This window comes from Mesorhizobium sp. M0189 (assembly GCF_040322135.1).
GTDB lineage: Bacteria > Pseudomonadota > Alphaproteobacteria > Rhizobiales > Rhizobiaceae > Mesorhizobium.
The window spans coordinates 71,262-84,093 of record NZ_JAMYSW010000006.1 but is presented as its reverse complement, the minus strand read 5'-3'; the positions used below and the strand labels follow the sequence as shown (position 1 = coordinate 84,093).

General features: G+C 62.7%; 9 protein-coding genes and 1 pseudogene. 9 read left to right on the top strand and 1 reads right to left on the bottom strand.

Annotated elements, in window-relative coordinates:
* Positions 1-86 precede the first annotated feature (86 nt).
* From NKJ09_RS13725 to NKJ09_RS13700, 6 genes and pseudogenes are all read left to right on the top strand, one after another.
* Positions 87-1,340, top strand: a complete 1,254-nt coding sequence (locus NKJ09_RS13725) for an efflux RND transporter periplasmic adaptor subunit (RefSeq protein WP_352483005.1) — start codon at positions 87-89, stop codon at positions 1,338-1,340.
* Positions 1,337-4,495, top strand: coding sequence for an efflux RND transporter permease subunit (locus tag NKJ09_RS13720; RefSeq protein WP_352495183.1), 3,159 nt, complete (start codon positions 1,337-1,339; stop codon positions 4,493-4,495). The genes NKJ09_RS13725 and NKJ09_RS13720 overlap by 4 nt, the downstream gene beginning before the upstream one ends.
* Before the next feature lie 56 nt (positions 4,496-4,551).
* On the top strand, positions 4,552-5,157 hold the full coding sequence (gene nthA, locus NKJ09_RS13715; protein WP_023720794.1) for a nitrile hydratase subunit alpha: 606 nt from the start codon (positions 4,552-4,554) through the stop codon (positions 5,155-5,157).
* Positions 5,154-5,809 (top strand): annotated as a pseudogene (gene nthB, locus NKJ09_RS13710) (nitrile hydratase subunit beta). The gene nthA and the pseudogene nthB overlap by 4 nt, the downstream one beginning before the upstream one ends.
* Positions 5,796-6,161, top strand: coding sequence for a nitrile hydratase accessory protein (locus NKJ09_RS13705; protein WP_352483010.1), 366 nt, complete (start codon positions 5,796-5,798; stop codon positions 6,159-6,161). Before nthB ends, NKJ09_RS13705 begins: the two are co-directional and overlap by 14 nt.
* A 146-nt stretch (positions 6,162-6,307) precedes the next feature.
* Positions 6,308-7,435: an ATP-dependent DNA helicase gene (locus tag NKJ09_RS13700; RefSeq protein ID WP_023720791.1), complete on the top strand. Its 1,128-nt coding sequence runs from the start codon at positions 6,308-6,310 to the stop codon at positions 7,433-7,435.
* 10 nt (positions 7,436-7,445) lie between these two features.
* Here the strand turns inward: NKJ09_RS13700 and NKJ09_RS13695 are convergent, their stop codons facing one another.
* Positions 7,446-7,850 (bottom strand): SpoIIAA family protein, encoded by a 405-nt coding sequence (locus NKJ09_RS13695; RefSeq protein WP_023720790.1) that lies wholly within the window; start codon positions 7,848-7,850, stop codon positions 7,446-7,448.
* A gap of 114 nt (positions 7,851-7,964) precedes the next feature.
* On the opposite strand from NKJ09_RS13695, the gene NKJ09_RS13690 reads away from it, so the two are divergent.
* The 3 genes from NKJ09_RS13690 (at position 7,965) to NKJ09_RS13680 (ending at position 12,793) form a co-directional block, all read left to right on the top strand.
* Positions 7,965-8,705 (top strand): pyridoxine 5'-phosphate synthase, encoded by a 741-nt coding sequence (locus tag NKJ09_RS13690; RefSeq protein WP_023720789.1) that lies wholly within the window; start codon positions 7,965-7,967, stop codon positions 8,703-8,705.
* Between the two features lie 96 nt (positions 8,706-8,801).
* Positions 8,802-10,715 (top strand): potassium transporter Kup, encoded by a 1,914-nt coding sequence (locus NKJ09_RS13685; RefSeq protein WP_352495184.1) that lies wholly within the window; start codon positions 8,802-8,804, stop codon positions 10,713-10,715.
* A 158-nt stretch (positions 10,716-10,873) separates the two neighbouring features.
* Entirely contained in the window at positions 10,874-12,793 is a 1,920-nt protein-coding gene (locus NKJ09_RS13680; protein WP_352495185.1) for a potassium transporter Kup, read from the top strand.
* Positions 12,794-12,832 lie beyond the last annotated feature (39 nt).

Sequence of the window (12,832 nt, the reverse complement as noted above, 5' to 3'; positions counted from 1 at the left end):
CTGGCAAAAGCGCGGCAAGAGGCTGCGAGTTGAGCTAGACTGCGGCCACCGGATAGCGGCGTGTCGGATCGAGAGGCCTTTTGTCGATGCGCGGAAAGATCGTATTTGCGGTGATTGCTGCAGCCTGCGTTGCCGCGGCGGCGTGGCTTTATCATTCGCCCACCGCAATGAGCGGTCTTCAGCAGATGCTGTCGGCGAAGCAGACGACGGCGGCGGCGGACAAGCCCGCTGCAGCGGCAAATGCCGCGCGTTCGACTTCGGTGGTTGCCGCCACCGCCTCGACGGCCGATTTCCCGGTCCGGCGCTATGCCATCGGCTTTGTGTCCTCTCCCGCCGTGGTCAGCATCAACGCACGGGTCTCAAGCCAGATCGTCGCAATCGCGGTCAAGGACGGACAGATGGTGAAGGCCGGCGACCTTCTGTTCTCGCTGGACGATCGCTCATTGAAGGCCCAATTGGCACGCGATCAGGCGACGCTCGCAAAAGACCAGGCGCTGCTTGCCAGCGCCACGGCCGATCTTCAGCGCGCCAAAAATCTCGTCGCCAGGCAGGCCGGAACACAGCAGACCTATGATCAGGCCGTCGCGGCGCAGAAATCCGCCGCGGCCACTGTCGACGCCGATAAGGCGACGATCGATGCGGACGAGGTCCAGCTTGGCTTTGCCACGATCAAAGCGCCGATTTCCGGCAGGCTTGGCGCGGTCAGCGTCGCGGTCGGCGACCTCGTCACCACCAGCAACGGCAGCAGCACGTCGACGCCGCTGGTGACGATCACGCAGGTCGACCCGCTGCAGGTGAACTTCAATCTTCCGGAAAGCGATCTTGCCTTACTGCACAAGGCGCTGGCGGCGCCGCAGCAAGGCGCGGTGACACTGACCAAGGACGGCGACCCGAAGCCGATCGGCAAGGGAACGCTGGATTTCGTCGATTCCAGCGTGGACACGGCATCCGGCACCATCGCAACGCGGGCCAGCGTGCCCAACGCCGATCTTTCGCTGTGGCCGGGCCAATATGTAAATGTTGTGCTCGATGCCGGCATCATGCCGCAAATGACGTCCGTTCCGACGGTCGCCGTCCAGCCCAGCCAGAAGGGGCCGTTCGTCTATGTGATCAAGCCGGACAACACCGTTGAAATGCGGCCCGTGCAGGTCGCGCTGACAGAAGGCGCCAACACCGCGATCAGCCAAGGATTGGAAAGCGGCGAGCGTGTCGTCGTCGAAGGCCAGACCAAGCTGAAAAACGGCGCGGCGGTCCGCGAAGGCAAGGCCTCGACCGGTACCGACGACCAGGCGACTCCGAAGGTCGCGGAGGCCGACAGGACGGGCGGAACACAGCCATGATTTCCGAATTCTGCATCCGCAGGCCCGTCGCCACGCTGCTCATGTCGTTCGCCTTGGTTCTGGGCGGGCTATTTGCTTACAAATTCCTGCCGGTCGCGGCGCTGCCAAGCGCGGAATTTCCGGTTGTCAACGTCTCGGCCTCGCTGCCTGGGGCCTCGCCGGAAACCATGGCGACCTCGGTGGCAACGCCGCTGATCAAGCAGTTTGCCACTATCGCCGGCATCGATTCGATCTCGACGACCAATTCGCTCGGCACGACCTCGATCGCCATTCAGTTCGTGCTCAACCGCGACATCGATGCAGCCGCCGCCGATGTGCAGGCGGCGATCGCACGCACGCAACGACAATTGCCGCCGGAGATGACCAGCCCGCCGAGCTATCGCAAGGTCAATCCAGCCGACGCGCCGATCCTGCTGATGTCGCTGGTCAGCGACACCATTCCGCTGACCGATCTCGATGCCTTTGCCGAGAATGTGATTTCGCCGTCGCTGTCGACGATCGACGGCGTTGCGCAGGTTTCGATCTACGGCCAACAGAAATATGCCGTCCGCGTCCAGATCGATCCGACGGCGCTCGCCGCACGCGGCATCTCGATCGACCAGCTGCAGACGGCCATTGCCTCGGCCAACAGCAACACGCCGCTCGGTGTGCTCAAGAACAACAAACAGCAGCTGACCATCACGGCGAACACGCAGCTGACCAACGCGGCGGGATTCTCCAACATCATCATCGCCACCAAGAACGGCCATCCGGTGCGGCTCGGCGAGGTGACCCGCGTCATCGATTCGGTCGAGACCACGACGACGGCAAGCTGGTATGACGGCACCCGCGCCATCATCATGGCGGTGCAGCGTCAGCCGGATGCCAATACCGTCGATGTCGTCGACCGCGTCAAGGCGATGCTGCCTTCCTTCGAGGGTCAGATGCCGGCAGCTGCGAGCATCCAGTTGCTCAACGATCGCTCGACATCGATCCGCGAGGCGGTCGACGACGTGCAGTTCACGCTCCTGCTCACTATCGCGCTGGTGGTGATGGTGATCTTCCTGTTCCTGCGCCGGGTGACGGCGACGGTGATCCCGGCCGTGGCGGTGCCGATTTCGCTCATCGCCACTCTGGGCGTGATGTACCTGTTCGGCTTTTCCATCGACAACATCTCGCTGATGGGACTGACGCTGGCGGTCGGCCTTGTCGTCGACGACGCCATTGTCATGCTGGAAAATATCTTCCGGCATATGGAGGAGGATGGGCTCTCGGCAATGGAGGCGTCGCTCAAGGGCGCCCGCGAAATCGGCTTCACCATCATCTCGATCTCGATCTCGCTGGTCGCCGTGTTCATTCCCGTGCTTTTGATGGGCGGCGTGATCGGGCGCATCTTCAACGAGTTCGCGGTGGTGGTGACGGTCGCCATCCTGGCATCGATGTTCGTCTCGCTGACGCTGACGCCGATGCTGTGCTCGCGGCTATTGTCGTTATCGAAAGCCGAGCAGAAAGCAGCGCACGGTGAAGGCCATAGACAAAACGTCTTCATGCGGGGCTATGACCGGCTGCTGACATTCTGCCTGCGCCACAATTTCCTGGTTTTCCTTGTCTTCCTGGTAACCGCCGGGCTGTCGGTGTGGCTGATCCAGATATCGCCGAAGGGCTTCTTCCCGCAGGAGGATATCGGCCAGGTCTCGGTGACGACCATCGCGCGCCAGGACATTTCGTTCGACGCCATGGTGAAGCTGCAGGGGCAAGTGGCTGATGTCTTCACCCATTCGCCCTATGTCGCGCATGTCGGCTGGTCGGCGGGCAGCGGAAACAATGCGCTCAACCAGGGCCAGCTCTTTGTGCAGCTGAAGGACAAGGACCAGCGCCCCAACATCGACAAGGTGCTTTTGGATCTGCGGCGCCAGCTTGCCAATGTGCCCGGCATCGAAACCTACATGCAGCCGGTGCAGAACCTGCGGCTCGGCGCGCGTTCTTCGGCGAGTGCCTACCAGCTTGCCGTGCAGGGCCTCGATACCGGCCTGACGAACGTCTGGGCGCAAAGGCTGACGGACGCAATGGCCGCCGATCATGCCGCCTTCACCGACGTGACCAATGACCTGCAGAACAACGCGCTACAGGCGACGCTGGTGATCGACCGCGACAAGGCGGCGAACCTCGGCGTCGATACCGACACGCTGCGCTCCAGTCTCTATGGCGGTTTCGGCACCCAGCAGGTGTCGACCATCTTCGGCTCGGCCGACAGCTACGACGTGATCATGGAGCTCGACCCGAAGATCGAGTGGTCGCCCGAGCGGATGCTGGCCATCAAGGTGAGAACGGCGAGCGGCAGCCTGGTGCCGCTCGGTGCGTTCGCTCGCGTCGATCGGACCGCCGGTGCTTTGACCGTCAACCAGCTCGGCCAGCTTCCGGCTGTGACCATCTCCTACAATCTGCCGCAGGGCGTGGCCCTCGGCGACAGCGTGAGCCACATCAACGCGCTGAAGGACAAGATCGGCATGCCGCCGACGATCTCGACCGCCTTCTCGGGCACGGCGAAGACGTTCCAGGATTCGCTTTCCAACCAGGGGCTGCTGATCGGCGGCGCGATCCTGACCATCTATATCGTGCTCGGCATGCTCTATGAGAGCTTCATCCATCCGCTCACCATCCTGACCGGGCTTCCATCGGCGGTGCTCGGCGCGCTGGTGGCGTTGCGGCTGGCGGGGATGGATCTGTCGGTGATCGCGGTGATCGGCATCCTGATGCTGATCGGCATCGTCAAGAAGAACGGCATCATGATGATCGACGTGGCGCTGGAACTCAGGCGCGAGGGGATGTCGCCTGTCGAATCCATCCACAAGGCCTGCCTGATGCGCTTCCGGCCGATCATGATGACTACGCTTGCCGCGCTGATGGGTACCATCCCGATCGCGCTCGGCACCGGCGCCAGCGCGGAATTGCGCCAGCCTCTCGGCGTGGCGGTGGTCGGCGGCCTTGTCGCCTCGCAGGCACTGACGCTGTTCGTCACGCCCGTCATCTACGTCTACATGGAGCATTTTTCCGGCTGGCTCGTCAGCGTATGGGCGGGGCACCGGGGCGAGCCGAGCCCGGTCGAGGCGGTCGACCAGCCGTCACTGTTCGACGACGAGGAAGAACCGGTGCCGCAGAAGGCGGCAGCCGAATAGCACTGGCCCAAGCCGTGGTGCTTGCGGCCGGAGGTCCGCGATCGTAATTTGATGCCATGCTGCACAATCACGACCACGACAACGAGCTTGATGCTTTTGCGGCGCGTGTGCGCGCACTGGAGACGATTCTCACCCGCAAGGGGCTGATCGATCCAGCGGCGATCGACGTCATCGTCGATACCTACGAAACCAAGGTCGGGCCGCGCAACGGCGCAAAGGTGGTGGCGAAGGCCTGGGTTGATCCCGGGTTTGCCGCATGGCTGAAGCGTGATGCGACGGCGGCCATCGAATCGCTCGGCCACACCGGCCGGCAAGGCGAACACATGCAGGCGGTGTTCAACACGGCCGACACGCACAACCTCGTCGTCTGCACGCTATGCTCCTGCTATCCATGGTCGGTGCTCGGCCTGCCGCCGGTCTGGTACAAGGCGCCGCCCTACCGTTCGCGCGCGGTGATCGATCCGCGCGGCGTGCTCGACGAATTCGGGCTGACCTTGCCGGCGACGACGGCAATCCGGGTGTGGGATTCGACCGCCGAGCTGCGCTATCTGGTGGTGCCGATGCGGCCCAGGGACACAGAGGGCTGGGATGAGGCGCGGCTCGCCGATCTGGTGACGCGCGATGCCATGATCGGCACGGCGCTGGCGCGGGAACCGGCATGAACGGGCCGCAGGATCTCGGCGGCCAGATGGGTTTCGGGCCGGTCGCGCCTGAACAGGACGAACCCTATTTCCATGCCGATTGGGAAAGGCGGGCGCTGGGCGTGACGTTGTGCGCCGGCGCCATGGGCGCCTGGAACATCGACGAGAGCCGGCACGCGCGGGAATCGCTGCACCCGGCCGACTACTATGCGTCGAGTTATTACGAAAGATCAAGGCGCTGGAGGTGTTACTCAAACGCCATGGTTTCGTCAGCGACCGCGATCTGGCCAGGGGCGATGCGGTCGACCCGGTAGCGACACCCAAGCGGGTCCTGAAGGCGCAAGACGTTTCGGCGGTGCTGGCCAAGGGCGGGCCTTGCGACCGGCCGGTCGCCGTCCCGCCGCGATTCAAGGCAGGCGACCTCGTGCGAACCAAGAACTTTCATCCGACCGGCCACACCAGGCTGCCGCGTTACGCGCGTGGCAAGCGAGGCGTCATCGAGGCCATGCGTGACGGCTTCGTTTTTCCCGACACCAATGCGCACGGCCAGGGCGAAAACCCGCAATGGGTCTATACGGTGGCCTTCACCGGCAGCGAAATCTGGGGCGAGGGCGCCGACCCGACACTTGTCGTGTCGATCGATGCCTGGGAGAGCTATCTTGAAGCGGCGTGAGACGGGCTCAGTCGCCATCGCGCTGCCCGCCGGTGTCGAGGCGCCAGTCTTCGCCCAGCCGTGGCAAGCAGAGGCCTTCGCCATGACGGTGGCGCTACACGACAACGGGCTGTTTTCGTGGAGCGAATGGGCGGACGCCTTGTCGGCCGAGGTGAAGCGGCCGGGCGCCGCGCGCGACGGTCATGACTATTACAAGCACTGGCTGGCCGCGCTAGAAAAGCTGCTTTCGGCCAAAGGCGTTGCCGGTAGGAGCGACGTCGACAGCCTTGCTGCTGCCTGGGAACGGGCCGCGCATGCTACGCCGCATGGCAAGCCGATCCTGCTGGAGAACGATCCACAGCGGGCTGGGTAAGCTGTCGTCGCCCGGCGTTGTTCTCTTTACGTTCCTCTTCGTCGCTGATAGCCTGGCCCTGTCGCAGCAGCGTAATTGCAGGCGATGAAGTTGATGGTGACGGCAGTCACCTTGTCTTTCCCTCGCGAATCCGGTCTGTCGCGCTGATGGAATTCTCCCCTCAACAAGACGAGGCGCTGAAGGCGGTGGCCGGCTGGTTGAAAGCCGGCAAGCCGCAGCTGTTCCGGCTGTTCGGCTATGCCGGCACCGGCAAGACGACGCTGGCGCGCTATTTCGCCGAGCATGTCGACGGCCAGGTGCAGTTCGCCGCCTTTACCGGCAAGGCGGCGCAGGTGCTGCGTTCCAAGGGCGCGGTCAATGCCCGCACAATCCATTCGCTGATCTACCGGCCGAAAGGCGAGGAATCGGTAGCGGACGAGGTGACCGGCAAAACCTCGATGTCGCCGACCTTTTCGCTCAACCGGCAGAGCCCGATCTCGCGGGCCAAGCTCGTCGTCATCGACGAATGCTCGATGGTCGACGAGCAGCTTGGCCGTGACCTGATGAGCTTCGGCACGCCGATCCTGGTGCTTGGCGATCCCGGCCAGTTGCCGCCGATCTCCGGCGGCGGCTTCTTCACCGACCATGAGCCGGACATTCTGCTCACCGAAATCCATCGCCAGGCGCGCGACAACCCGATCATCCGGCTTGCGCTCGATGTGCGCGAGGGCCGCGAGTTCATGCGCGGCGACTATGGCGCGGCGCAAGTGATCGGCAAGGAAGACGTCACCCAGGAATTGGTGCTGAAGGCGGACCAGGTGCTGGTCGGCACCAACCGCACGCGCCGTCGCTATAATCAGCGGCTGCGCGAGCTGAAGGGGTTCAACGCCGATTATCCGCAAGCCGGCGACAAGCTGGTCTGCCTGCGCAACGATCCAGCCAAGGGGTTGCTCAACGGCTCGCTGTGGAAGGTGATGACCTCGTCGCGCGAGACGGTCAAGCCCGGCATCAATCTGCTGGTCTCGCCGGAGGAAGACGATCCGGATCGCGGCGTCGCCAAGATCAAACTGCTCAAGGCGGCGTTCGAAGATCCGGACGCCGACATTCCCTGGCAGCAGAAGAAGCGCTTCGACGATTTCGATTATGGCTACGCGCTGACCGTGCACAAGGCGCAGGGGTCGCAGTGGAACGAGATCGTGCTTTTCGACGAAAGCTGGGCATTCAAGGAAACCCGGCAGCGTTGGCTCTACACCGCCATCACGCGCGCGGCCGAACGGCTGACGATCGTCCGATAGGGCGGCCGTATCAGCGCTGGGCGATCGGTCTGGCGCCAAGCCATTCCCAGGCGGCGGTTTCGTCCTTAGCCTCGAAATGCCGGAGTTCGATAGGCAAAGAGGCTGGCAAGAAGGCTCTTGCCTCCGCTATCCAGTTCGGCTCACCGACCGCCGCGCAGCGGCCGATATGCTCCACCGCGTGAGCTATGCCCTGTTCGATCGTCTCGTCCGATACGTCGGTCCAGTCGACACCCTCATGATCGATCAGGCGCACCAGCACGTCGATTTTCGTGTGCAGCGCGTAGGCTGCCTCCAGCAATCCGAACAGGTTTTCGGCATCAGCCGCTGCGACATGGCCGACGACATCGATGGCGAAGAGGTCTTCGCGATCGGTATCGATGCGGCGGATCGCCGGCACGGCATCGAGAAAATTCAACAGGAAACTCCTTGCGCTCGATTTTCTTCGTTCCCCTGGAACACCTGAAACCCTCTGTCTGTTCCCCTTAAAGGCGCTATAGATGCGCGCCGAGATCAGCCTGGAACCGTGCAAATGCCTGCAAAGCTTTCCGTCAACCTCAATGCCATCGCCATGCTGCGCAACCGGCGCGACCTGCCGTGGCCAAGCGTGACGGGGCTCGGACGCATCGCCCTTGCCGCCGGTGCGCATGGGCTGACGGTGCACCCGCGACCCGACGAGCGGCACACCAGGCATTCCGATCTGCCTGAGATCAGGGCGCTGATCGACGACGAGTTCCCGAGTGCGGAATTCAACATCGAGGGCTATCCGACCGAGGAGTTCCTGGCGCTTGTGGAAAAGCATCAGCCGGAACAGGTGACGCTGGTGCCCGACGACCCGGTGCAGGCGACTTCCGACCATGGCTGGAACTTCGCCGCCGGGGCTGCGTTCCTGACACCGGTCGTCAAGCGCCTGAAGAAGGGAGGCTTTCGCGTATCGCTCTTTTCCGATCCGGATCCCGATGGCGTGAAAGCCGCTCGCGACACCGGCGCCGACCGGATCGAACTCTACACGGGTCCATATGGCAGCTATCATTCCGATTCGGCAAAAGCGGCGAAGGAATTGGAGAAATTGGGAAAGACGGCGGATGCCGCACTTGCTGCAGGGCTCCAGGTCAATGCCGGGCACGACCTTGTGGTGAGCAATTTGCCGGCACTGGCCAGGCGCATCCCGGCATTGGCCGAAGTGTCGATCGGACATGGGTTGACAGCCGATGCGTTGGAGTATGGCATGGCCGCAACGGTCAGGCGGTTTCTGAAGGCTTGTGGCTGGTAGAGAGAGGCGAGCCGATAGGCCGTGCGTTCCCGGCATGGCAGCGCGTCCTTTCCACCCCGCAGCATAGAGCACCGCACGTCTATGGGAGTGTCGTCCATGGCCCTTGCTCACGCCGGTAGCGAGGCAGAACCCATCGAGCAATCCAGCCACTCCACCGTCGAGCAGCACAGCACCAAGGTGCTGATGCTGGGCGCGCTGGGCGTGGTTTACGGCGATATCGGCACCAGCCCAATCTATGCATTTCGGGAAGCGCTGCACGCATCGTCGGGACCGGTAGCCCGCAACGACGTCCTTGGCGTGCTGTCGCTTATCGTCTGGGCGCTGACGATCATCGTCACGATAAAGTACGTCGCTTTCGTTCTCAGAGCCGACAACAAGGGCGAGGGCGGCACGCTGTCGCTGATGTCGCTTGCGCGCAGCGCTTATCCCAATGGAGCCAAGCTCATCCTGGGGATCGGGCTGTGCGGCGCGGCGCTGTTTTTCGGCGACGCCATTATAACGCCGGCCATCTCCGTGCTTTCGGCGGTCGAAGGCCTGGAAGTGGTGACCCCGACGCTGGAAACCTATGTGGTTCCGATCACGCTGGTCATCCTGGCAATGCTTTTTGCCGTGCAACGCTTTGGCACCGGCAGGGTGGCGGCCGTGTTCGGACCGGTGACGGCAGTGTGGTTCCTGGCGATCGGCGCCGCCGGGGTGTACCATCTGCTGGACGACCCGTCGGTCCTGCTGGCGATCAATCCCTATTACGCGGTCGCTTATCTGGCCAATACGCCCACCGGTGCCTTCGTCACGGTCGGGGCGGTGTTCCTGGCGGTCACCGGGGCCGAAGCCCTCTATGTCGACCTCGGTCATTTCGGGCGCAGGCCGATCGTGCTGGCATGGTTTTCCGTGGTGTTCCCTTGTCTGCTCCTCAACTATTTCGGACAAGGCGCGTTCGTTCTGGCCAACGGCGGCAAACCCACCAATCCATTCTTCCAGATGCTGCCTGATTGGGCGCTGATGCCCATGGTTGGGCTGGCCACGGCAGCGACCGTGATCGCCAGTCAGGCGGTGATCTCCGGCGCTTTCTCGCTGACCCGCCAGGCGGTGCAGCTCAATCTGCTTCCGCGCATCGAGGTGCAGCATACGTCCGAAATGCAATCCGGCCAGATCTACATGCCGCGCGTCAATCTGGTGGTTGCGCTGGGCGTGATGTTGCTGGTGGTCGGCTTTGGCGGTTCGAGTTCGCTGGCTTCCGCCTATGGCATTTCGGTGACTGGCGAAATGCTGATGACAACCATCCTGCTGTTTGTCGTGATGCGGTTCCGGTGGAAATGGCAGCTTGCACTGGCGGCGGCGCTCACACTGCTGTTTGGCACGATCGATACCGGATTTTTCCTCGCAAACATCGTCAAGATCCTCGAAGGCGGGTGGGTCTCGATAACAGTCGCTTGCGCCATGGGGCTGATCATGTCCACATGGATCCGCGGCACCCGCTATTTGTTCGACAAAACCCGCCGGAACGAGATTCCGCTGGATTTCCTTGCCGGCAATCTGCTGAAGAAGAAGCCGCATCTGGTGTCGGGCACCGCAGTGTTCCTGACCAGCGATCCGCTGAGCGCGCCGACCGCGCTGATGCACAGCCTCAAGCACTACAAGGTGCTGCACGAGCAGAATGTCATCCTTTCGGTGGTGACGGCACCGCAGCCGGTTGTGCCCGACAGCGAGCGCGTCAAGATGGAGACGGTCAACGAACTGTTCATGCGGGTGACGCTGACCTTCGGCTATATGGAGCAGCCCAACATCCCGCGTGCGCTGGCGATCTGCCGCAAGCAGGGCTGGAAGTTCGATATCATGACGACATCCTTCTTCCTGTCGCGGCGCTCGCTCAAGGCCTCGCCCAATTCCGGCATGCCGGTCTGGCAGGACAAGCTGTTCATCGGCCTGGCGCGCTCGGCGGCCGATGCGACGGAATATTTCCAAATCCCGACCGGACGGGTGGTCGAGATCGGGACGCAGGTGGCTATTTGAAAACGTGTCCGTTGCGACATTCCAGGTAGTCTGCCGATGGGACTGAGTCTGCCAAGTCGTGGAGGACTCGCAATATCGGGACGGAGCCATTACGTGACGGCACTTGATATTGCAGCCGAGCAAGCGTAGAGCACCGCCCGCTTATCGGAGTGTCGTCCATGGCCCTTACCAATGCTGGTAACGAGGCAGAACTTGTCGAACAATCGAGCCATTCTGAGGTCGAGCAGCACAGCACCAAGGTGCTGATGCTGGGCGCACTCGGTGTGGTTTACGGCGATATCGGCACCAGCCCGATCTATGCATTCCGAGAGGCGTTGCATGCATCAGCCGGTGGCAACGTCGCCAACCGTGGCGACATCCTGGGCGTACTCTCGCTGATCATCTGGTCGCTGACGATCACCGTCACCATCAAATACATCATGTTCGTGCTTCGTGCCGACAATCGCGGCGAGGGCGGGGTGCTGTCGCTGATGGCGCTGGCGCGCAACAGTTTCCCGACCCGCTCGGCGGTGATCCTCGGCATCGGCATCGTCGGCGCGGCGCTTTTTTTCGGCGACGCAGTCATTACGCCGGCGATCTCGGTGCTGTCGGCGGTCGAAGGCATGAATGTCGTCACGCCGACATTCCAACCCTATGTGGTGCCGCTGACGCTGGCCATCCTGGCGATCGTGTTTGCGGTACAGCGGTTCGGCACCGGCGGCGTAGGATTGGTGTTCGGGCCAGTCACGGCGCTATGGTTCCTGGCCATCGGCCTTTCCGGCATTAACCACATCATCGCCGATCCGGAAATTCTGCTGGCAATCAGCCCGCATTACATCGTGTCGTTCCTGGTCAACTCGCCCGACGTCGCCTTCGTCACGGTTGGTGCGGTCTTCCTCGCCGTTACCGGCGCCGAGGCGCTCTATGCCGATCTCGGCCATTTCGGCCGCAAGCCGATCGTGCTCGCCTGGCTGGCAATCGTGTTCCCTTGTCTGTTGCTCAACTATGTCGGGCAAGGCGCCTTCGTGCTGGCAAATGGCGGCGTTGTCGGTCATCCATTCTTCGAGATGAACCAGGGCTGGACGCTTATTCCGATGGTCGTGCTGGCGACGGCGGCGACCGTGATCGCCAGCCAGGCGGTGATCTCCGGCGCTTTTTCGCTGACCAGACAGGCGGTGCAGCTCAATATGCTGCCGCGCTTCGTCATCCAGCACACGTCGGAAAAACAGTCGGGCCAGATCTATCTGCCGCGCATCAACCTGATGCTGGCGCTGGTGGTGATGTTGCTGGTGGTCGGCTTCGGCGAATCCAGCCGCCTGGCCTCGGCCTACGGTATTTCGGTGACCGGCAACATGCTGGTGACGAACATACTGCTTTTTGTTGTAATGACGCGCATCTGGAAATGGCCGCTCGGCGTCGCGGTCGCCCTGATGGCGGTGTTCGCCTTCGTCGATACCGGCTTCTTTGCAGCCAACATAGTCAAGGTGTTTGAAGGGGGCTGGTCCTCGCTTGCCATTGCCGCGGTTATTGTGCTGACCATGTGGACCTGGATCCGCGGCACCCGCTATTTGTTCGAAAAGACCCGCCGGAACGAGATTCCGCTCGATTTCCTTGCCGGCAATCTGCTGAAGAAGAAGCCGCATCTGGTGTCGGGCACCGCAGTGTTCCTGACCAGCGATCCGCTGAGCGCGCCGACCGCGCTGATGCACAGCCTCAAGCACTACAAGGTGCTGCACGAGCAGAATGTCATCCTTTCGGTGGTGACGGCACCGCAGCCGGTTGTGCCCGACAGCGAGCGCGTCAAGATGGAGACGGTCAACGAACTGTTCATGCGGGTGACGCTGACCTTCGGCTATATGGAGCAGCCCAACATCCCGCGTGCGCTGGCGATCTGCCGCAAGCAGGGCTGGAAGTTCGATATCATGACGACATCCTTCTTCCTGTCGCGGCGCTCGCTCAAGGCCTCGCCCAATTCCGGCATGCCGGTCTGGCAGGACAAGCTGTTCATCGGCCTGGCGCGCTCGGCGGCCGATGCGACGGAATATTTCCAGATCCCGACCGGACGCGTCGTCGAGATCGGGACGCAGGTGGCTATTTGAACAAGCGGCCATGCCCTTCGAAGGGCACGGCCATTTGTG